This is a genomic window from Enterobacter sp. AG326, assembly GCF_004362415.1.
In the GTDB taxonomy this organism is placed as follows: domain Bacteria; phylum Pseudomonadota; class Gammaproteobacteria; order Enterobacterales; family Enterobacteriaceae; genus Enterobacter; species Enterobacter asburiae.
This window is the reverse complement of the sequence record NZ_SNXG01000003.1, coordinates 42,959-65,050: the sequence shown is the minus strand read 5'-3', so window position 1 is coordinate 65,050 and position 22,092 is coordinate 42,959. Positions and strand designations below refer to the sequence as shown.

Sequence of the window (22,092 nt, the reverse complement as noted above, 5' to 3'; positions counted from 1 at the left end):
ATTTTTGTTATGAGTAATGCTATGAGCGTGATTACCCCCGTCGCGACGACGATGCGTCGGATCACTGAGCAGGATAATCCGGCTATCGCCGCCGTAATCCGCACCGTTTCTGCCGAATATGGCCTGACGGCTGACAAAGGCTACACGGTTGCGGACCCGAACCTGGACGAGCTTTACCAGCTCTACAGCCAGCCAGGGCATGCCTACTGGGTAATCGAGCAGAACGGCCGGGTGGTGGGCGGTGGCGGCGTGGCGCCCCTCAGCTGCAGCGAGCCGGATATCTGCGAGCTGCAGAAAATGTATTTCCTGCCAACGGCGCGCGGGCAAGGACTGGCAAAAAAGCTGGCGCTGATTGCGCTGGACCACGCGCGTAAGCAGGGTTTTACACGCTGCTACCTTGAAACCACCGCTTTCCTCAAAGAGGCCATCGGCCTGTATGAACATCTGGGCTTTGAGCATATCGATGCACCGCTGGGCTGTACCGGCCACGTTGATTGCGAAGTCAGAATGCTGAAAAGTCTGTAAGTTTCGTTCCTGCCCTCTTCTGTTAAGCGGCTGTAAACTGAATGCTCTACACTCTCAGTTCACACCACTACGGGGGAAACACGATGTCGAAGATAAAAAGCTACGCCGCACCGCAGGCGGGTGCAGAACTTGAGCTGTACGAGTACGATGCGGGCGAACTAAAAGCTGAAGACGTCGAAGTACAGGTTGATTACTGCGGGATCTGCCACTCGGATCTCTCGATGATCGACAACGAATGGGGCTTCTCGAGCTATCCGCTGGTTGCCGGGCACGAAGTCATTGGACGCGTCGTGGCGCTCGGTAGCGCCGCGCAGGACAAAGGGCTGAAAGTGGGCCAGCGCGTGGGCATTGGCTGGACGGCACGCAGCTGTGGTCACTGCGATGCCTGTATCAGCGGCAATCAGATCAACTGCCTCGAAGGCGCCGTTCCCACCATTCTGAACAAGGGCGGTTTCGCCGATAAACTGCGCGCCGACTGGCAATGGGTCATCCCGCTGCCGGACAGCATTGATATCGAATCCGCCGGTCCGCTGCTGTGCGGCGGTATCACCGTCTTCAAACCCCTGCTGATGCACCATATCACCGCCACCAGCCGCGTGGGCGTGATTGGTATTGGCGGTCTGGGCCATATCGCTATCAAGCTGCTTCACGCGATGGGCTGTGAAGTCACGGCATTCAGCTCGAACCCGGCGAAAGAGAAAGAAGTGCTGGCGATGGGTGCGGATAAAGTCGTGAACAGCCGCGATCCTGACGCACTGAACGCGCTGGCTGGGCAGTTTGACCTGATCATCAACACCGTTAACGTGGATCTCGACTGGCAGCCGTACTTTGAAGCGCTGGCCTACGGCGGCAACTTCCATACCGTCGGTGCCGTAATGAAGCCGCTGCCGGTTCCGGCGTTTACCCTGATCGGCGGGGATCGCAGCGTGTCAGGCTCCGCGACCGGTACGCCGTTTGAGTTGCGCAAGCTGATGAAGTTTGCCGGACGCACCAAAGTGGCCCCGACCACCGAACTGTATCCGATGTCGAAAATCAACGAAGCGATCCAGCACGTGCGTGACGGCAAAGCCCGCTACCGCGTGGTGTTGAAAGCGGATTTTTGATGTGACATTGCCGGGGAATGTGCGGCCTGATGCCCTCACCCCAACCCTCTCCCACAGGGAGAGGGCGCACACACTAAAAACGGTAACGGTCGTTACCGTTTTGCATCTACCATGGCCTTAAACACCTCAGCCACCGCGACCGCACCGGGATCCATTACCCCATCCAGGTTCTCTTTATTCACATACGACGAGCGCCCCGCACCGGCTTTCGCCATTTTCGCCGTTGCTTCGGCACCGTGCTGTGCTGCCTTCGCCGCTGCCTCGATATCGCCTTTCAGCAACGCCTCCAGCGCCGGCTGCAGCGCGTCGATCAGGGTACGATCGCCGAGATCTGCTCCGCCGTACTGCTTCATCTGCGCCAGCCCGCTGAGCAATGCTTCGGGTAACGGCTGACCATCGTGAAGCTTTTGCCCGGCCGCGGTGAAGAAGATCGACATCAGCACCCCGCTCGATCCGCCCATCACCGTGGCCAGCCGCTCGCCCACCAGCAGCAGCGTCGATAGGTTATCAAGCGGGAGCTTGCGATCCTCCAGACGCTGCGCAATATCCCGCGCGCCTTGCGCAAAGGTAGAGCCGGTATCACCGTCGCCCACTTTCGCATCCAGCGCGTTCAGCCGGTTTTCCAGCTGGAGCAGCGTGCTGGTCACCGTGGAGACATATTCGCCCACCCGCAGGTTGTCCGACGGGGTGTATTCCACGCGATCGTGAATGGCGGTATGCGCCACGGTGCGCAGTGGCGCAAACGCTACGGGCTTCTGCCAGCCCAGCGTTTCAACCTCGGCGTGAATCGCCTTTTCAAAGAAATCGTTGAGCTTCAGCAGCGTGAGCGAAAAGCCCTTCATGTCCAGCGCGCTCACCAGCGGCGCGGGGCCTATCAGGTACGCGATCTCCTTTTTAAGCGCCGAATGCGCCAGCTCTTTGGTCAGCAGCGCCATCTCCAGCGCCGATACGCCACCGAGATTGTTAATCAATACCGCAAAGCGCCCTTCTCCCGCCTGCGCGCGTAGCGGCGTCACCAGCGTGTCGATAATGGCTTTGCTGTTCTGCGTATCCACAACGGAAGCACCGGGCTCGCCGTGTATGCCCAGCCCCAGCTCGACATGGCCCTGCTTAATGCGCCCCTCTTCCTCGTCGCTGCCCGGCAGGTTGCACGTTTGCATCGCAACGCCCAGGCTCCACAGGTTATCGCAGGCCTGTTGCGCAATATCCCGCACCTCGCTCAACGATTTCCCGTGCTCCGCCGCATAGCCCGCAATCTTATGCACCAGCGCCGTACCGGCAATACCGCGCGGCTGTTTGTTATCCGGCAGCGCGATATCGTCCGCCACGATCACCATCTCCACCTTGAGGCCGTAGCGTTTGGCCTTTTCTGCAGCCAGACCAAAGTTCAGGCGATCGCCGGTGTAGTTTTTGACGATCAGCAGACAGCCGCGATCGCCCGTGACCGCCACAATGGCGTTCAGCACCGCATCCACGCTCGGCGAGGCGAACAGATCGCCACACACTGCCGCCGTCAGCATCCCTTTGCCGACAAACCCGGCGTGCGCGGGTTCGTGGCCTGAGCCGCCGCCGGAGATCACCGCCACGCGGCTTTTGTCCCAGTCTCCGCGTGCGACGATCCTGATGGCCGGATCGATATCAAGTTTGACGAGATTTGCGTGTGGCGCAGAAAGCAGTATGCCTTCAATGGCATCGTTGACCAGCTGTTTGCGATCGTTAAAGAAGAATCTGGACATCGTTTCCCACTATTTTTGTGAACCGTATGCAAAAGCATAGTCCGCGCTGGATAATGCGCCGCAAAGTCAGGAATTTACTCAACCAAATTGCGGTCAGGTTGCCTATACTCCACCCAGGACTAAGAGAGGAAGCGCATCATGAGTACACCATTGTTAATTGCCCGGACGCTGGAAAAAGAGCTGTATTTACTGCCCGCGATGGCGAACCGCCACGGTCTGATCACCGGAGCGACCGGGACAGGGAAAACCGTCACCCTGCAAAAGCTGGCGGAGTCGCTTTCGGAGATTGGCGTACCGGTCTTTATGGCTGACGTGAAAGGCGATTTAACCGGTGTGGCTCAGGAAGGGACGGCCTCTGAAAAACTGCTCGAACGGCTGAAGAATATTGGCATCACGGACTGGACGCCGCATAACAATCCGGTGGTAGTGTGGGATATTTTTGGTGAGAAAGGCCACCCGGTGCGGGCTACCGTCTCCGATCTCGGCCCGCTGCTGCTGGCCCGTCTGCTTAACCTCAACGACGTGCAGTCCGGCGTGCTGAATATTATCTTCCGCATTGCCGACGATCAGGGGCTGCTGCTGCTTGATTTCAAAGATCTGCGCGCCATTACCCAGTACATCGGCGATAACGCCAAATCCTTCCAGAACCAGTACGGCAATATCAGCAGCGCCTCGGTGGGAGCCATTCAGCGCGGGTTATTGACGCTGGAACAACAGGGCGCCGAGCACTTCTTCGGCGAGCCGATGCTGGATATCAAAGACTGGATGCGCACCGACAGCAGCGGCAAAGGCATCATCAACATTCTGAGCTCCGAGAAGCTCTATCAGATGCCAAAGCTCTACGCCGCCAGCCTGCTGTGGATGCTCTCTGAGCTCTACGAACAGTTACCCGAAGCGGGCGATCTGGAAAAACCGAAGCTGGTCTTCTTCTTTGACGAAGCGCACCTGCTGTTTAGCGACGCGCCGCAGGTATTGCTGGATAAGATTGAACAGGTCATTCGCCTGATCCGCTCCAAAGGCGTTGGCGTCTGGTTTGTTTCACAAAACCCGTCGGATATCCCGGATAACGTGCTCGGCCAGCTTGGTAACCGCGTGCAGCACGCCCTGCGCGCCTTTACACCGAAGGATCAGAAAGCGGTGAAAGCCGCCGCGCAAACCATGCGCGCCAATCCTGCCTTTGATACCGAAGCGGCGATTCAGGCGTTAGGCACCGGTGAAGCGCTGATCTCGTTCCTTGATGCGAAGGGCAGCCCGTCCGTGGTGGAACGCGCCATGGTGATCGCGCCCTGCTCGCGCATGGGGCCGGTTACCGACGATGAACGTAACGGTCTGATTAACCACTCTCCGGTTTACGGGAAGTACGAAGACGAGGTGGATCGCGAGTCCGCGTTCGAGATGCTGCAAAAAGGGGTGCAGGCGACCACCGAATCGCAGGATGCGCCTGCCGCTAAAGGGCAGTCTGTCGCCGTGGATGACGGTATTCTCGGGGGGCTCAAAGACATCCTGTTCGGCAGCACCGGGCCGCGCGGCGGCAAGCGCGACGGCGTGGTACAAACCATGGCGAAAAGCGCGGCGCGACAGGTCACCAATCAGATAGTGCGCGGCATGCTGGGGAGTCTGTTAGGTGGCCGTCGCCGGTAGACGGGGAGTCCACGGGCGGTCAAGCGCCGAACCCTGCACGCCGTTCTCCTGCAGATAGCGGTCGATTTCCACCATCCCCGTCCAGCGGTTCTCACACCATAGCGGTGCCAGAAGCGTTGGACGGCGGGCGCTGGCGGAGATGCGGTGGTAGACAATTTCCGGCGGCGTGTGGCGAATCATCTCCCCCGCCGTCACCGTATAGTCTTCAAGCTCAATACCGCTTAACCGCCCCGCTTCCCAGGCTTTCGCCATAATGCTTCCCGTAACGATATGCAGCGGGTGCAGCTTAATGCCGTCCACGCCGGTCTCAGCCACCTTTTCCAGCGTCTCCAGGCCGTGCTGCTGCCCTTCACCCGGCAAGCCGACAATCAGGTGCGAACAGACCTTCAGCCCACGCTCGCGGGCCAGCCGCGTGGTACGCTGGTAGCAGGCGAAATCATGGCCACGGTTAATACGGTGCAGGGTTTTGTCGTGTGCGGTCTGCAAGCCCAGCTCCAGCCAGATCTCGTAGCCTTGTTCTTTGTACTCGCTGAGCAGGTCCAACACCGCGTCCGGTACGCAGTCCGGGCGCGTGCCCACGCACAGCCCAACGATGTTAGCCTGGCTGACGGCCTGCTGATACATAGAGCGTAGCACCTGCGCCTCCGCCCACGTGCTGGTGTAGGCCTGAAAATAGGCCAGATACTGCTTAGCGCGGTTCACCAGGCTGGCCTGATGGGCAAGCTGTTCAGCGATAGAGTGATGCTGCTGGGCTTCGTCAGCAAAGGACGCAACGTTACAGAAGGTGCAGCCGCCGCGCCCGATGGTGCCATCGCGATTCGGGCAGCTAAACCCGCCGTGCAGCGTCAGCTTATGAACCTTTTGCCCGTACCGCTGCAAAAGATCCCCACCAAACATATTGACTAATTTCTGTAACTGCATAATCTGATAGACCGTCCCGGAGAAAGGGGACAAGCCTGCCACTTTTAGCCTCTGTCGGCGATGACCTGGATCAATCGCCCTGGACGGCCTTTATCTATATGAATAAATACTCAGGATTACTGCAATTTCATTCACGCTACCCGTGATTACTTTTCCTTATGTTCTGATTGTTTTTTTCATTTATAGCGCCACCACTGAAAAACAGTGGGTTTATGCGGGTTTGCTACCAATGCCAGATTATTATTCTGCTATAAAACTGCTATTCAGCACGCTACATTGATAATACCGCTTTCATATAGTGAGTCAGATCACACTCCGCTACGTCCTGTCAGAGCATGCAATCAATGTAAAAATAGTTAAATACCCTTTAATTACAATTAGATAAACTCTCTTTAGCACATTTTTGTATAAATAAGATTGCCATTTGACCTGTGTACCAATTCCCGATAAGTTGGAAATCCGCTGGAAGCTTTCTGGATGAGCGGCCTGCTCATCATATTTATGCAGTAATTGAGATTCCCTCTGAAGCAAGTCCTCAAACTTGTTTACCTGCGCGAAAGGATGAAAAAGAGGGCGAATGCGAGGTCCGCGTATGAAACGCAAACCCCGTCGCCATGCTCTTTCTGTGCCTGTGCGCCACGGTAAAGTTCAGTGGGAAGCCCGACGAGCCTGGGGAGGTTCACTGATATGTTGTACGATAAATCCCTTGAGAAGGATAACTGTGGTTTCGGCCTGATCGCCCACATAGAAGGCGAACCTAGCCACAAGGTAGTGCGTACTGCTATTCACGCACTGGCCCGAATGCAGCACCGTGGCGCGATTCTTGCCGATGGTAAAACGGGCGACGGTTGCGGCCTGCTGCTGCAAAAACCGGATCGTTTCTTCCGCATCGTGGCGGAAGAGCGCGGCTGGCGTTTAGCCAAAAACTACGCTGTCGGCATGCTGTTCCTGAACCAGGATCCTGAAAAGGCTGCCGCCTCACGCCGCATCGTCGAAGAAGAACTTCAGCGTGAAACCCTGTCGATTGTCGGCTGGCGCAATGTGCCAACCAACGAAGGGGTGCTCGGTGAAATCGCCCTCTCCTCGCTGCCTCGTATTGAACAGATTTTCGTCAACGCGCCTGCGGGCTGGCGTCCGCGTGATATGGAACGCCGTCTGTTTATTGCCCGCCGCCGCATTGAAAAACGTCTCCAGGACGATAAAGAGTTCTACGTCTGTAGCCTCTCTAACCTGGTGAACATCTATAAAGGTCTGTGTATGCCGGCTGACCTGCCGCGCTTCTACCTGGACCTGGCGGACCTGCGTCTGGAATCGGCCATTTGCCTGTTCCACCAGCGCTTCTCCACCAACACCGTTCCACGCTGGCCGCTGGCTCAGCCGTTCCGCTACCTGGCGCACAACGGCGAGATCAACACCATCACCGGTAACCGCCAGTGGGCCCGCGCCCGTACCTATAAGTTCCAGACGCCGCTGATCCCTGACCTGCACGATGCCGCGCCGTTCGTAAACGAAACCGGCTCTGACTCCAGCTCCATGGATAACATGCTGGAACTGCTGCTGGCGGGCGGGATGGACATCGTGCGCGCCATGCGTCTGCTTGTGCCACCGGCCTGGCAGAACAATCCGGATATGGACCCTGAGCTGCGCGCGTTCTTCGACTTTAACTCCATGCACATGGAGCCGTGGGACGGCCCGGCGGGCATCGTCATGTCCGACGGCCGCTTCGCCGCCTGTAACCTGGACCGTAACGGTCTGCGTCCGGCGCGCTACGTCATCACCAAAGACAAGCTCATCACCTGCGCCTCTGAGGTCGGTATCTGGGATTACCAGCCTGACGAAGTGGTCGAGAAGGGCCGCGTCGGTCCGGGCGAGCTGATGGTTATCGACACCCGTGGTGGGCGCATTCTGCACTCAGCCGAAACCGATCACGATCTGAAAAGCCGCCATCCGTACAAAGAGTGGATGGAGAAGAACGTGCGTCGCCTCGTGCCGTTCGAAGATTTATCGGATGAAGAAGTGGGTCGTCGCGAACTGGACGACGATATGCTTGCGAGCTTCCAGAAACAGTTTAACTACAGCGCGGAAGAGCTGGACTCTGTTATTCGCGTACTGGGTGAAAACGGTCAGGAAGCGGTTGGCTCCATGGGGGACGATACCCCGTTTGCCGTCCTCTCCAGCCAGCCGCGCATCATTTACGATTACTTCCGTCAGCAGTTCGCACAGGTCACCAACCCGCCGATCGATCCGCTGCGCGAAGCGCACGTGATGTCGCTGGCAACCAGCATCGGTCGCGAGATGAACGTTTTCTGCGAAGCAGAAGGCCAGGCGCACCGTCTGACCTTTAAATCGCCGATCCTGCTGTACTCCGATTTCAAACAGCTCACCACCATGAAAGAGGAGCACTACCGCGCCGACACGCTCGATATTACCTTCGACGTGACCGAAGCGAGCCTCGAAGAGACGGTGAATGCGCTGTGTGACAAAGCCGAACAGATGGTGCGTAACGGTACCGTTCTGCTGGTGCTGTCCGACCGTAATATCGCGAAAAACCGTCTGCCGGTGCCTGCCCCGATGGCGGTTGGCGCTATCCAGACCCGTCTGGTCGACAAGAGCCTGCGCTGCGACGCCAACATCATTGTTGAAACCGCAAGCGCCCGCGACCCGCACCACTTTGCCGTGCTGTTAGGCTTCGGCGCGACGGCGATCTACCCGTACCTGGCCTACGAAACGCTGGCACGCCTGGTGGATACCCGCGCGATCGACAAAGATTACCGCGCGGTGATGCTGAACTACCGTAACGGCATCAACAAAGGTCTGTACAAGATCATGTCCAAAATGGGCATCTCGACCATTGCCTCCTACCGCTGTTCGAAGCTGTTTGAAGCGGTCGGCCTGCATGATGAGGTCGCCAACCTCTGCTTCCAGGGCGTGGTCAGCCGCATCGGCGGCGCCGGTTTTGCTGACTTCCAGCAGGATCTGGTGAACCTGTCCAAACGCGCCTGGCTGGCACGTAAGCCGCTGGACCAGGGCGGTCTGCTGAAATACGTTCACGGCGGCGAGTATCATGCCTATAACCCGGACGTGGTGCGCACGCTGCAGCAGGCGGTTCAGAGCGGTGAATACAGTGATTACCAGCAGTACGCTGAGCTGGTAAACAACCGCCCGGCGGCAACGCTGCGCGACCTTATTGCCCTCAATCCGGGCGATGAAGCGGTCAGCATTGACGAGGTTGAGCCTGCATCCGAACTGTTCAAACGCTTCGATACTGCAGCGATGTCCATCGGCGCGCTGAGCCCGGAAGCCCATGAAGCGCTGGCGGAAGCCATGAACAGCATCGGCGGCAACTCCAACTCCGGCGAAGGCGGTGAAGATCCGGCGCGTTACGGCACCAACAAAGTGTCCCGTATCAAGCAGGTGGCATCCGGTCGCTTTGGCGTGACGCCTGCGTACCTGGTCAACGCCGACGTAATCCAGATTAAAGTCGCTCAGGGTGCTAAACCGGGCGAAGGCGGCCAGCTGCCGGGTGATAAAGTTACCCCGTACATCGCCAAACTGCGCTATTCCGTGCCGGGCGTGACGCTGATCTCCCCGCCGCCACACCACGATATCTACTCTATCGAGGACTTAGCGCAGCTGATTTTCGACCTGAAGCAGGTCAACCCGAAGGCGATGATCTCCGTGAAGCTGGTTTCCGAACCGGGCGTCGGCACCATCGCTACCGGCGTGGCGAAAGCCTATGCGGATCTCATCACCATCGCCGGCTACGACGGCGGCACCGGCGCAAGCCCGCTCTCCTCCGTGAAATATGCGGGATGTCCGTGGGAGCTTGGCCTGGTGGAAACCCAGCAGGCGCTGGTGGCTAACGGTCTGCGTCACAAGATCCGTCTGCAGGTGGACGGCGGCCTGAAAACGGGCCTCGACATCATTAAAGCGGCGATCCTCGGCGCGGAAAGCTTCGGCTTCGGTACCGGCCCAATGGTTGCGCTCGGCTGTAAATACCTGCGTATTTGCCATCTGAACAACTGCGCAACCGGCGTTGCTACCCAGGACGAGAAGCTGCGTAAGAACCACTATCACGGTCTGCCGTTCAAAGTGACCAACTACTTTGAGTTCATCGCCCGCGAAACCCGCGAGCTGATGGCGCAGCTGGGCGTGAAACGCCTGGTGGACCTGATTGGCCGTACCGACCTGCTGAAAGAGCTGGAAGGCTTCACGGCGAAGCAGCAGAAGCTGGAGCTGAGCAAGCTGCTGGAAACCGCGCAGCCGCACCCGGGCAAAGCGGTCTACTGTACCGAGAACAACCCGCCGTTCGATAACGGCGTGCTGAACGCGCAGCTGTTGCAGCAGGCGAAACCGTACGTGGACGACAAGCAGAGCAAAACGTTCTGGTTTGATATCCGCAACACCGACCGCTCCGTGGGTGCCTCCCTTTCCGGCTACATCGCGCAGACGCACGGTGACCAGGGGCTGGCAGCGGATCCGATTACCGCGCATTTCAGCGGTACCGCGGGTCAGAGCTTCGGCGTATGGAACGCAGGCGGCGTTGAGCTGTACCTGACCGGGGATGCCAACGACTACGTCGGTAAAGGCATGGCGGGCGGTCTGCTGGCGGTGCGTCCTCCGGTCGGCTCAGCCTTCCGCAGCCATGAAGCCAGCATCATCGGTAACACCTGCCTGTACGGCGCGACCGGCGGTCGTCTGTTCGCAGCAGGCCGTGCGGGCGAGCGTTTTGCGGTGCGTAACTCCGGTGCTATCACCGTGGTGGAAGGCATTGGCGATAACGGTTGTGAATACATGACGGGCGGGATTGTTTGCGTTCTGGGTAAAACCGGCGTGAACTTCGGCGCGGGCATGACGGGCGGTTTTGCGTACGTCCTGGATGAAGACGGTGAGTTCCGCAAACGCGTGAACCCGGAGCTGGTGGAAGTGCTGGACGTTGATACGCTGGCTATCCATGAAGAACACCTGCGCGGCTTGATTACCGAGCACGTGCAGCATACCGGTTCTTCGCGCGGCGAAGAGATCCTGGCGAACTGGCCGGCGTTCTCTGCGAAATTCGCGCTGGTTAAGCCGAAGTCCAGCGATGTTAAAGCCCTGTTGGGTCACCGTAGTCGTAGCGCAGCAGAGCTGCGCGTGCAGGCGCAGTAAGGAATTCAGATGAGCCAGAACGTATACCAGTTTATCGACCTGCAGCGTGTTGATCCGCCAAAGAAACCGCTGAAGATCCGCAAAATTGAATTTGTTGAAATCTACGAGCCGTTTTCAGAAGGCCAGGCCAAGGCACAGGCAGACCGCTGCCTGTCCTGCGGTAACCCTTACTGCGAATGGAAATGTCCGGTACACAACTACATCCCGAACTGGCTGAAGCTGGCCAACGAAGGACGTATTTTTGAAGCCGCCGAGCTGTCTCACCAGACCAACACCCTGCCGGAAGTGTGCGGCCGCGTGTGTCCTCAGGACCGTCTGTGCGAAGGCTCCTGTACGCTGAACGACGAGTTCGGTGCGGTGACCATCGGCAACATCGAGCGCTATATCAACGATAAAGCGTTCGAGATGGGCTGGCGTCCGGATATGACCGGCGTGAAGCAAACCGACAAGCGCGTGGCCATCATCGGCGCGGGCCCGGCGGGCCTGGCCTGTGCAGACGTCCTGACCCGCAACGGCGTGAAGGCGGTGGTCTTTGATCGTCATCCGGAAATCGGCGGTCTGCTGACCTTCGGTATCCCGGCCTTCAAGCTGGAAAAAGAGGTTATGACCCGTCGCCGTGAAATCTTCACCGGCATGGGCATTGAGTTCAAACTGAACGTGGAAGTGGGTCGCGACGTGCAGCTCGACGACCTGCTGAAGGATTACGACGCCGTGTTCCTCGGCGTGGGCACCTATCAGTCCATGCGCGGCGGTCTGGAGAACGAAGATGCGCCGGGCGTGTTTGACGCGCTGCCGTTCCTGATTGCCAACACCAAGCAGATCATGGGCTACGGCGAAACCGCAGATGAGCCGTTCGTCAGCATGGAAGGCAAACGCGTGGTGGTGCTGGGCGGCGGTGATACCGCGATGGACTGCGTGCGTACCTCCATTCGTCAGAATGCGGCACACGTGATCTGCGCCTATCGTCGTGACGAAGAGAACATGCCGGGCTCTAAGCGCGAAGTGAAAAACGCGCGTGAAGAGGGCGTGGAGTTCCAGTTCAACATCCAGCCTCTGGGTATTGAAGTGAATGCCAACGGTAAAGTGAGCGGCGTGAAGATGGCGCGCACTGAGATGGGCGCACCGGATGCGAAGGGCCGTCGTCGCGCCGAGATCGTCGCCGGTTCTGAGCACGTGATCCCGGCCGATGCCGTGGTGATGGCGTTCGGTTTCCGTCCTCACAGCATGGAATGGCTGGCGAAGCACAGCGTTGAGCTGGATTCGCAGGGCCGCGTGATTGCGCCAGAAGGCAGCGACAACGCATTCCAGACCAGCAACCCGAAAATCTTCGCCGGTGGCGATATCGTTCGTGGTTCTGACCTGGTGGTAACAGCGATTGCCGAAGGCCGTAAGGCGGCTGATGGGATCCTGAATTACCTGGAAGTGTAAAAAAAACAGGCCCGATTGGGCCTGTTTTTTATTTCACGACGCGAAGAGCCGGACGACCACCGCGCGGAGGCGGATCGTCATCAGGGTCATTGTCGTCGTGACGATCGGGTTTATCGCCATCAATAAGTGACATCACCGTGTCGCTTTCGCGCTCATCGGATGCGTTGTCATCATTCAGGCTGGCAACATCTTCATCATACGCCGCTTCCGGCTCGAACATGGTACCCGCACCGTTTTCACGCGCGTAGATAGCCAGCACGGCTGCCAGCGGCACGGAAACCTGACGCGGCACGCCGCCGAAACGCGCGTTGAAGCGCACTTCATCGTTAGCCAGCTCCAGGTTACCCACCGCACGCGGCGCAATGTTCAGTACGATCTGTCCGTCACGCGCGTATTCCATTGGAACCAGCACGCCCGGCAACGTCACATCCACAACCAGGTGCGGCGTGAGCTGGTTATCCAGCAGCCATTCATAGAAGGCGCGCAGCAGATACGGACGGCGTGGGGTAAGTTGTGACATTTCCACAGTCATTAGCCTCGGCCGAGACGCATTTCACGTTCCGGTTCAGTTAAAGATGCCAGGAAAGAGTCGCGTTCAAATACGCGAGTCATATAGCCCTTCAGCTCTTTCGCGCCAGGACCGCTGAACTCTACGCCCAGGGTTGGCAGACGCCACAGCAGCGGTGCCAGGTAGCAATCCACCAGGCTGAACTCATCGCTCAGGAAGAATGGTTTCTGACCAAACACCGGGGCGATAGCCAGCAGCTCTTCACGCAGTTGCTTACGCGCAGCGTCGGCTTCAGAAGCGGAACCGCTGACGATAACGTTCATCAGCGAGTACCAGTCTTTTTCGATACGCTGCATGTACAGGCGGCTTTCACCACGCGCGACAGGGTAAACAGGCATCAGTGGCGGATGCGGGAAACGCTCATCCAGATATTCCATAATGATACGGGATTCCCACAGGGTCAGCTCGCGATCCACCAGCGTCGGTACGCTTTGGCTCGGGTTGAGATCGATCAGATCCTGAGGCGGGTTATCCTTTTCCACATGCTCGATCTCAAAACTGACACCCTTCTCGGCCAGCACGATACGAACCTGATGGCTATAAATGTCAGTAGGACCAGAAAACAGCGTCATTACCGAACGTTTGTTGGCAGCGACAGCCATGAAAACCTCCAGGTATATTCAGAATTTTTACTGCTACCAGCCCAACAGGGGCCAGCCAGATGTTGTATCGCCCATCCCAGAGAAAACACATTGTTCAAGAAACGAACAAAAATCGAGTATTCACCGATATTTGGGCAGAAAATTGGATGATAGTTTACCAGATTTTGATGGCTTTGTGGTGAGGGGATTCTGGAAATGTGGAAAAAGAGAAGATATATGCATGGATATTGTGGATAACCTGCGCATTATCCATAAAAAAACCCGCCGAAGCGGGTTTTTCGCCAATCGTTCTGCGTAAGCAGAATGGATTAACGTTTGGAGAACTGTGGACGACGACGTGCTTTACGCAGACCCACTTTCTTACGTTCAACCTGACGCGCGTCACGAGTAACGAAGCCAGCTTTACGCAGTTCAGAACGCAGGGATTCGTCGTACTCCATCAGAGCGCGGGTGATACCGTGACGGATCGCACCTGCCTGACCGGAGATACCACCACCTTTAACGGTGATGTACAGATCCAGTTTTTCTACCATATCAACCAGTTCCAGCGGCTGGCGAACTACCATGCGGGCAGTTTCGCGACCGAAGTATTGTTCCAGAGAACGCTGGTTGATTACGATTTTACCACTGCCCGGTTTGATGAAAACGCGAGCTGCGGAACTTTTGCGGCGACCAGTGCCGTAGTATTGATTTTCAGCCATTGCCTATAATCCCGATTAGATGTCAAGAACTTGCGGTTGCTGTGCCGCGTGGTTGTGCTCGTTGCCTGCGTAAACTTTCAGTTTACGGAACATAGCACGACCCAGCGGGCCTTTTGGCAGCATGCCTTTAACCGCGATTTCAATCACACGCTCAGGACGGCGGGCAATCATCTCTTCAAAGGTCGCTTCTTTGATACCACCGATGTGGCCGGTGTGGTGATAGTACACTTTGTCAGTACGCTTGTTGCCGGTTACAGCAACTTTATCAGCGTTCAGAACGATGATGTAATCACCGGTATCAACGTGCGGAGTGTATTCCGCTTTATGCTTACCGCGCAGGCGACGAGCCAGTTCAGTAGCCAGACGGCCCAGAGTTTTACCGGTCGCGTCAACAACATACCAGTCGCGCTGTACGGTTTCTGGTTTAGCTGTAAAAGTTTTCATTAAAAGCTTACCCAAATAAATAAGTTACACGTTGGTGAACACCCAAACGTTTAGTCAGTTGAGGCTCACACGACAAAGTCCGGCAAACCTACCCCTTCGAATAGCACATGCCGACACATAGAAAGTTTTGGGAAAAAAACCTTCTCGTAACGTGGGGTCGCAAGATTATAGAGAAGTTGAGGTCAAAGATCGACCCTTAAATGCGTTTTGGAATGGGTTTTTCGGGGGTGAGTATTGTGCGGTCTGGTGCCCTCACCCCCAGCCCCTCTCCCACAGGGAGAGAGGGGCATTTATGGCATATGTTCCAGCTTCAGGTATTCTTCGCTCTGCATCTCCTGCAGGCGCGACAGGCAGCGCTGGAACTCAAACTTCAGCCGCTCGCCCTGGTAAATCTCATATAAAGGTACCTCGGCGCTGACCACCAGCTTGACGTGGCGCTCATAAAACTCGTCCACCAGCGCAATGAAGCGCCGTGCTTCGCTCTCCATCAGCCGCGTCATCACCGGCACGTCCAGCACCATCACGGTGTGGAACAGACGCGAAAGCGCAATGTAGTCGTGCTGGCTGCGGGCATCCACGCAGAGCGTCGTAAAGGAGACCGCCAGCGTTTGGTTTTCGACGCCGAGTGTGGGCAGCGGTCGATGATTAATCTCGAGTTCCGGGGCGTGCTCGCGTTTTGCTCCCGCCAGCGCCAGCCAGAGTGTATCCATCTCGCGGGTGGTCTCTGCATTTAACGGCGAAAGCCACAGATGCGCCTGGGTCAGCGTGCGCAGACGATAATCGACACCGGCATCGACGTTCATGATGTCGCAGTGCTGCTTGATGGCATCGATGGCGGGCAGGAAGCGTGCCCGCTGCAGGCCGTTACGATAGAGCTCATCCGGCGGGATATTCGACGTGGCCACCAGCGTGATCCCGCGGGCAAATAGCGCTTTCATCAGGCCGCCTAGCAGCATGGCATCGGTGATGTCAGACACAAAAAACTCATCGAAGCAGAGCACGTCCGTTTCAGCTTTGAACCTGTCGGCCACAATCTCCAGCGGATCGCTCTTGCCCTGCAGTGCGGTCAGCTCTTCATGCACCCGCAGCATAAAACGATGGAAGTGCAGACGCTGCTTACGTGCGCCAGGCAGGCTCATATAAAACAGGTCCATCAGCCAGGTTTTTCCGCGACCGACCCCGCCCCACATATATAAACCGCGCACCGGCGCGTGAGCCTGTGGCGCTTTTTTACCGAGCAAGCGCCCAAATGCCGCCTTTAACCCACCGTTCTGTTCGACTTCAGCGGGTTTTGCCGTGAGCTCCTGGTAAATCATCTCCAGGCGGTTTACCGCCTCACGTTGAACGTCATCAGGCTGATGAGTGCCCTCGTTAAGGGCCAGTTGATATCGCGATGCAGGGGACAGGTTTTGCATAATCTTATTGTTATTCCTTCAATTAACGCTCACCAGCAGACGTGACTGATGAAAAAAAGGCCGTTCTACACTACGCGATGATACGTCAGGATTCCACTTCTGCAGAAATAGCGGTTATAGTGGCATTATCAGGCACAGGCAGGAGCCGAGCCAACACCCTACGGAACAACAAGACAACGGGAGAAGTTCATGACCTGGGAATATGCGCTAATCGGTTTAGTCGTCGGCATCGTCATTGGTGCTGTGGCCATGCGTTTCGGTAATCGCAAATTGCGTCAGCAGCAGTCACTGCAGTACGAACTGGAAAAGAACAAAGCCGAGCTGGAAGAGTATCGCGAAGAGCTGGTCAGCCATTTTGCCCGTAGCGCCGAGCTGCTGGACAACATGGCAACCGACTATCGTCAGCTGTATCAACATATGGCAAAAAGCTCCAGCAGCCTGCTGCCGGAAATGACCGCGGAAACCAACCCGTTCCGCAACCGTCTGGCTGACTCTGAAGCCGGTAACGATCAGGCGCCCGTTCAGATGCCTCGCGACTATTCCGATGGCGCGTCCGGCCTGCTGCGCGGCGGTGTAAAACGCGATTAATCGCACAACCTGAAATTATTTTACGGGCGCAGCGATTGCGCCCGTCCTTTCTTGATGACCCCAGCTATCATTTAGTTACATACCTCATTGTTCAGCGGTTTAAAATTCAATAACATCAACGTGTTTTTAGGGCCGTTTTTCCTTTATTCCAGGTTACGAGAGTCAACATCGATGAAGAAAAAAAACCAGCTGTTGAGCGCTATCGCGTTAAGTGTCGGGTTATCTCTCTCGGCGTCCGTCCCTGTATTCGCCGCCATTCCTTCCCAGGTGCCTGGCCAGGCGGCCATTCCAAGCCTCGCGCCAATGCTGGAAAAAGTGTTGCCTGCGGTCGTCAGCGTTCAGGTTGAGGGCACCGCAGTACAAAGCCAACGCGTCCCTGAAGAACTGAAAAAATATTTTGGCGATGAGTCTCCGGACCAGCAGGCGCAGCCTTTTGAAGGCCTGGGCTCTGGCGTCATTATTGATGCGGCAAAAGGCTATATCCTGACCAACAATCACGTCATCAGCCAGGCCGATAAGATCAGCGTCCAGCTGAACGATGGCCGTGAATTTGATGCCAAACTGATCGGCGGCGATGACCAGAGCGACATCGCTCTGCTGCAGGTACAAAACCCAAGCAACCTGACCCAGATTGCCATAGCGGATTCCGACAAACTGCGCGTCGGCGATTTTGCCGTCGCCGTGGGCAACCCCTTTGGTTTAGGGCAGACCGCCACCTCCGGGATCGTCTCGGCGCTCGGGCGCAGCGGCCTCAATCTGGAAGGACTGGAAAACTTTATCCAGACCGATGCCTCAATCAACCGTGGTAACTCCGGCGGAGCATTGCTTAACCTTAACGGCGAGCTGATCGGGATTAACACGGCTATTCTGGCCCCTGGCGGCGGCAGCATCGGGATTGGTTTTGCTATCCCCAGCAATATGGCCAAAACCCTGGCGCAGCAGCTGATCCAGTTCGGTGAAATCAAACGCGGGCTGCTGGGTATTAAAGGTATGGAGATGAGCGCGGATATCGCAAAAGCGTTCAATATCAACGTACAGCGCGGGGCGTTTGTCAGTGAAGTGCTGCCAAACTCCGGCTCGGCAAAAGCGGGCGTGAAATCAGGGGATGTGATCGTCAGCCTGAACGACAAACCGCTGAACAGCTTTGCAGAACTGCGTTCACGGATTGCCACGACGGAACCTGGCGCCAAAGTGAAGCTGGGCCTGATACGTGACGGCAAGCCGCTTGATGTTGAAGTGACGCTGGATAAGAGCACCTCTTCCTCGGCCAGTGCGGAGCTTATCGCCCCGGCGCTACAGGGGGCTACGTTGAGCGACGGGCAGCTGAAGGACGGCACGAAAGGCATTAGCATCGATACCGTCGAGAAGAGTAGCCCTGCCGCACAGGCCGGATTGCATCAGGATGACGTGATCATCGGTGTCAACCGCAACCGCGTGCAGTCTATTGCCGAACTGCGCAAGGTGCTGGAAAGTAAACCGGCGGTTATTGCCCTGCAGGTCATGCGTGGCAATGAGTCCATCTATATTCTGTTGCGCTAAGCATTTGCGATCCGGACATCACCGCTGCGTGTGATGTCCGGATAACTCATGTTATGCTGCAAATCGTTCCTTTTTTAACGACACGCGCATCATGCTTTTAAAGCTCTTACGTTCTACTGTCATCGGTTTGATTGTCGCTGGCCTGCTGCTGCTGGCGCTGCCGTCTTTACGTCAGTTCAATAAACTGTCGGCTCCCCAGTTCGATAGCACGGATGAAACGCCGGCCACCTATAACCAGGCCGTTCGCCGTGCCGCACCTGCCGTGGTTAACGTCTATAACCGAGGCCTTAATACCTCAGCCCATAACCAGCTGGAGATCCGTACCCTCGGCTCCGGCGTGATCATGGACGAGCGCGGCTACATTATTACCAACAAGCACGTGATTAACGATGCCGACCAGATCATCGTCGCCCTGCAGGATGGCCGCGTGTTTGAGGCGTTACTCGTTGGTTCTGACAGCCTGACCGACCTGGCCGTTCTGAAAATTAATGCCGCGGGCGGTTTGCCGGTCATCCCGATCAACCGTAAACGTACCCCGCATATTGGTGACGTCGTACTGGCTATCGGTAACCCTTACAACCTGGGCCAGACCATCACCCAGGGGATAATCAGCGCGACCGGTCGTATCGGTTTGAACCCCTCCGGGCGGCAGAACTTCCTGCAAACCGATGCCTCCATCAACCACGGTAACTCCGGCGGGGCGCTGGTCAACTCATTGGGCGAGCTGATGGGTATCAATACCCTCTCGTTCGATAAAAGTAACGACGGTGAAACGCCGGAAGGGATCGGCTTTGCCATTCCGTTCCAGCTGGCGACCAAAATTATGGATAAACTGATCCGCGACGGACGCGTGATCCGCGGCTATATCGGTATCGGCGGGCGCGAAATTGCACCGATGCATACCCAGGGCGGCGGTATCGATCAGATTCAGGGCATCGTGGTTAACGAGGTGGCACCGGGTGGTCCGGCGGCTAACGCGGGGATTCAGGTAAACGATGTCATTGTGTCGGTCAACGGCACGCCAGCGGTCTCTGCGCTGGAGACGATGGATCAGGTGGCAGAAATTCGCCCGGGTTCTATCATCCCTGTAGAGGTCATGCGCAACGATAAGAAACTGACGCTGCACGTAACGATTCAGGAATACCCGGCCACTAACTGACAGGCATAAAAAAACGGAGCGATAAGCTCCGTTTTTTTTACCGGGAGACGGTTCGTATTACTTGTTAACGAACTCTTCGCCCAGGGTGATATCTTTCTTCAGCGTATCCAGCATGCCTTCCATCGCGTGTTGTTCAAACGCGCTCAGCGTACCAATGGATTTACGCTCTTCGATACCGTTTTTACCCAGCAGCAGCGGCTGAGAGAAGAAGCGAGCGTGTTCGCCATCGCCTTCAACGTAAGCGCATTCAACAACGCCTTTCTCGCCCTGCAGAGCGCGAACCAGTGACAGACCAAAACGCGCAGCCGCCTGGCCCATAGACAGGGTCGCAGAACCGCCACCCGCCTTCGCTTCCACCACTTCGGTGCCTGCGTTCTGGATGCGTTTAGTCAGATCAGCCACTTCCTGCTCGGTGAAGCTCACGCCTGGGATCTGCGACAGCAGAGGCAGGATGGTGACGCCAGAGTGACCGCCGATGACAGGAACTTCCACTTCTGTTGGCTGTTTGCCTTTCAGCTCAGCAACAAAGGTGTTTGAACGGATGATATCCAGCGTGGTTACGCCGAACAGTTTGTTTTTGTCGTAAACACCCGCTTTCTTCAGCACTTCTGCCGCGATAGCCACGGTGGTGTTCACCGGGTTAGTGATGATGCCGATGCATGCTTTCGGGCAGATTTCTGCAATCTGCTGCACCAGGTTTTTCACGATGCCCGCGTTGACGTTGAACAGGTCTGAACGATCCATGCCTGGCTTACGCGCCACGCCTGCAGAAATCAGCACCACGTCGGCACCCTGCAGAGCAGGACGTGCATCTTCACCGGAGAAGCCTTTGATTTTTACAGCAGTCGGGATGTGGCTCAGGTCAACCGCCACACCTGGGGTTACCGGAGCAATATCGTACAGGGAGAGTTCTGAGCCTGAAGGCAGTTGGGTTTTCAGTAGTAGGGCAAGCGCCTGGCCGATACCACCAGCAGCGCCGAGGACTGCGACTTTCATCCTAAACTCCTTATTATGGTTAACTTAAGTATCTGTAAATCCGTTGCGGCGACCATAATTCAGCAAGTAAATAATTACAATTTTCGTAGCTAAAGAATTTGAGGTCACGCGACTTTATCTCTCACCAGAAGACTATCTGACGACAGAGGGCAACGCTTTAAGAGGTGGTTACAATACACCCTGCCCCGCCACCAAAACAACATCATTTTGATAACATTTAATTTACTTTTAAGCTTATTTGCGCGGCGTGACCCAGGCATGTTTTCTGATAACGAAATCTGATAAAATCACTCCCTTTCATAACATTATTTCAGCCTGGCGCTGAGTAGATAATTTGCATAAAAATTCATCCACATGCATAATAATGTTGTTTCTATCGTCATATTCCGGGTGACTTATGCGAAGCTCGTCTAAGCAAGAAGAATTAGTAAAGGCGTTTAAGGCGCTACTCAAAGAAGAGAAATTCAGTTCTCAGGGAGAAATTGTTCAGGCGCTGCAGGAACAAGGCTTCGATAACATCAACCAGTCGAAAGTCTCCCGCATGTTAACGAAATTTGGGGCGGTGCGTACCCGTAACGCCAAGATGGAGATGGTCTATTGCCTGCCGGCAGAACTTGGCGTGCCGACCACCTCAAGCCCGCTCAAGAATCTGGTTCTGGATATCGATCATAACGACGCCGTCGTGGTGATCCACACAAGCCCGGGTGCCGCGCAGCTGATTGCCCGCATGCTGGACTCGCTGGGTAAAACAGAGGGTATCCTCGGGACTATCGCCGGCGATGACACCATCTTCACCACACCGGCTAGCGGTTTCTCCGTGAAAGATCTCCACGAAGCGATTCTGGTTCTGTTCGAACAGGAACTCTAATCCCCTCTCCCCGTAGCGCCGCTGCGGGGATCGTTCTGCTTCTGCTGCGTTTCCCCCTCTTTTCCACTGCCCTTCACTTTGACAAATAGTGCTTTTTACCACCCATTAACATTGATCTGGTGAATGCTAAATCAAAAAATCGCACAAAAAATCAAAAGCGGGTATCCATATGATTTAATTAGATATACCTGCTATAAATGTACAAAAAACACCCAACGTTATGCATTTTGGTTATAAAAAACAGACTGGTTAACACGTAATAACAAGGGAAACCATTAGCCTGGTATTAATTTTTACCGTTATTAGTGTATACTTGATTTTGTGATGAGGGTCACGAAACAAGACCCCACTAAAAAATTCGACGAGGTAAGAATCATGAAAATCAAATCAACTGTAGCGGCGCTCAGCGTCCTGTCCGTCCTGTCATTCGGTGCTTTCGCAGCAGACTCTATCAATGTTGACCAGGCGCAATCCCGCCAGGCCATCGGTACGGTTTCTGTCGGCGCGGTCGGCACATCGCCAATGGACATGCATGAGATGCTGAACAAAAAAGCGGAAGAACAGGGTGCGTCATCCTATCGCATCATCGAAGCGCGTTCTGGTGACCACTGGCACGCCACCGCTGAGCTGTACAAATAAGTTTTAGTAATAGCTGAAAACGTAAATCTCCACTCAACGGCACCAGGCATAAAAATAGCGGTTCAACCCTT

General features: G+C 56.1%; 18 protein-coding genes. 10 read left to right on the top strand and 8 right to left on the bottom strand.

Features of this window, described 5'->3' with window-relative positions:
* The first annotated feature begins 21 nt into the window (after window positions 1-21).
* Both DFO52_RS11655 and DFO52_RS11650 read left to right on the top strand, forming a co-directional pair.
* On the top strand, window positions 22-525 hold the full coding sequence (locus DFO52_RS11655; protein WP_029739608.1) for a GNAT family N-acetyltransferase: 504 nt from the start codon (window positions 22-24) through the stop codon (window positions 523-525).
* Window positions 526-608: 83 nt separating this feature from the next.
* Window positions 609-1,628, top strand: coding sequence for an NAD(P)-dependent alcohol dehydrogenase (locus DFO52_RS11650; protein WP_032659690.1), 1,020 nt, complete (start codon window positions 609-611; stop codon window positions 1,626-1,628).
* 92 nt (window positions 1,629-1,720) lie between these two features.
* On the opposite strand, the gene DFO52_RS11645 is transcribed toward DFO52_RS11650, so the two are convergent.
* Complete coding sequence (locus tag DFO52_RS11645) at window positions 1,721-3,364, bottom strand: dihydroxyacetone kinase subunit DhaK (RefSeq protein ID WP_133550426.1); 1,644 nt, start codon at window positions 3,362-3,364, stop codon at window positions 1,721-1,723.
* 138 nt (window positions 3,365-3,502) lie between these two features.
* Here DFO52_RS11645 and DFO52_RS11640 point away from each other — a divergent pair, with 138 nt between their 5' ends.
* Complete coding sequence (locus DFO52_RS11640; protein ID WP_029740082.1) at window positions 3,503-5,005, top strand: helicase HerA-like C-terminal domain-containing protein; 1,503 nt, start codon at window positions 3,503-3,505, stop codon at window positions 5,003-5,005.
* On the opposite strand, the gene DFO52_RS11635 is transcribed toward DFO52_RS11640, so the two are convergent.
* Window positions 4,985-5,926, bottom strand: coding sequence for a TIGR01212 family radical SAM protein (locus tag DFO52_RS11635; protein ID WP_133550425.1), 942 nt, complete (start codon window positions 5,924-5,926; stop codon window positions 4,985-4,987). The genes DFO52_RS11640 and DFO52_RS11635 overlap by 21 nt on opposite strands.
* A 687-nt stretch (window positions 5,927-6,613) precedes the next feature.
* On the opposite strand from DFO52_RS11635, the gene gltB reads away from it, so the two are divergent.
* Window positions 6,614-11,074 carry a glutamate synthase large subunit gene (gene gltB, locus DFO52_RS11630; protein ID WP_121932119.1) on the top strand — a complete coding sequence of 1,487 codons (4,461 nt, stop codon included), beginning with the start codon at window positions 6,614-6,616 and terminating at the stop codon, window positions 11,072-11,074.
* Window positions 11,075-11,083: 9 nt separating this feature from the next.
* Window positions 11,084-12,502: a glutamate synthase subunit GltD gene (gene gltD / locus DFO52_RS11625; RefSeq protein ID WP_029740079.1), complete on the top strand. Its 1,419-nt coding sequence runs from the start codon at window positions 11,084-11,086 to the stop codon at window positions 12,500-12,502.
* Window positions 12,503-12,530: 28 nt separating this feature from the next.
* Here gltD and sspB read toward each other — a convergent pair whose 3' ends face one another.
* From sspB to zapE, 5 genes are all read right to left on the bottom strand, one after another.
* A complete protein-coding gene (sspB, locus tag DFO52_RS11620) occupies window positions 12,531-13,028 on the bottom strand; it encodes a ClpXP protease specificity-enhancing factor (RefSeq protein ID WP_029740078.1) in 498 nt (165 codons plus the stop codon).
* 5 nt (window positions 13,029-13,033) lie between these two features.
* Complete coding sequence (gene sspA, locus DFO52_RS11615; RefSeq protein WP_023333624.1) at window positions 13,034-13,672, bottom strand: stringent starvation protein SspA; 639 nt, start codon at window positions 13,670-13,672, stop codon at window positions 13,034-13,036.
* A 308-nt stretch (window positions 13,673-13,980) separates the two neighbouring features.
* The gene (gene rpsI / locus DFO52_RS11605; RefSeq protein WP_003860436.1) at window positions 13,981-14,373 is read right to left on the bottom strand and encodes a 30S ribosomal protein S9; all 393 of its coding nucleotides are present in this window, start codon (window positions 14,371-14,373) and stop codon (window positions 13,981-13,983) included.
* A gap of 15 nt (window positions 14,374-14,388) precedes the next feature.
* A complete protein-coding gene (gene rplM / locus DFO52_RS11600) occupies window positions 14,389-14,817 on the bottom strand; it encodes a 50S ribosomal protein L13 (protein ID WP_006178824.1) in 429 nt (142 codons plus the stop codon).
* Between the two features lie 290 nt (window positions 14,818-15,107).
* Complete coding sequence (gene zapE / locus DFO52_RS11595) at window positions 15,108-16,232, bottom strand: cell division protein ZapE (RefSeq protein WP_023309384.1); 1,125 nt, start codon at window positions 16,230-16,232, stop codon at window positions 15,108-15,110.
* Window positions 16,233-16,421: 189 nt separating this feature from the next.
* Between zapE and zapG the strand changes: the two genes are divergently transcribed.
* From zapG to degS, 3 genes are all read left to right on the top strand, one after another.
* The gene (gene zapG, locus DFO52_RS11590) at window positions 16,422-16,820 is read left to right on the top strand and encodes a Z-ring associated protein ZapG (RefSeq protein WP_008502832.1); all 399 of its coding nucleotides are present in this window, start codon (window positions 16,422-16,424) and stop codon (window positions 16,818-16,820) included.
* A gap of 171 nt (window positions 16,821-16,991) precedes the next feature.
* Entirely contained in the window at window positions 16,992-18,359 is a 1,368-nt protein-coding gene (gene degQ, locus DFO52_RS11585; protein ID WP_023309385.1) for a serine endoprotease DegQ, read from the top strand.
* A gap of 91 nt (window positions 18,360-18,450) precedes the next feature.
* Window positions 18,451-19,518, top strand: coding sequence for an outer membrane-stress sensor serine endopeptidase DegS (degS, locus tag DFO52_RS11580; RefSeq protein ID WP_133550424.1), 1,068 nt, complete (start codon window positions 18,451-18,453; stop codon window positions 19,516-19,518).
* 57 nt (window positions 19,519-19,575) lie between these two features.
* On the opposite strand, the gene mdh is transcribed toward degS, so the two are convergent.
* Entirely contained in the window at window positions 19,576-20,514 is a 939-nt protein-coding gene (gene mdh / locus DFO52_RS11575; protein WP_023309387.1) for a malate dehydrogenase, read from the bottom strand.
* A 397-nt stretch (window positions 20,515-20,911) separates the two neighbouring features.
* Here mdh and argR point away from each other — a divergent pair, with 397 nt between their 5' ends.
* Window positions 20,912-21,382: a transcriptional regulator ArgR gene (gene argR / locus DFO52_RS11570; protein WP_023309388.1), complete on the top strand. Its 471-nt coding sequence runs from the start codon at window positions 20,912-20,914 to the stop codon at window positions 21,380-21,382.
* A gap of 375 nt (window positions 21,383-21,757) precedes the next feature.
* Window positions 21,758-22,021 (top strand): peroxide/acid stress response protein YhcN, encoded by a 264-nt coding sequence (yhcN, locus tag DFO52_RS11565; RefSeq protein ID WP_029740076.1) that lies wholly within the window; start codon window positions 21,758-21,760, stop codon window positions 22,019-22,021.
* Window positions 22,022-22,092: the final 71 nt, after the last annotated feature.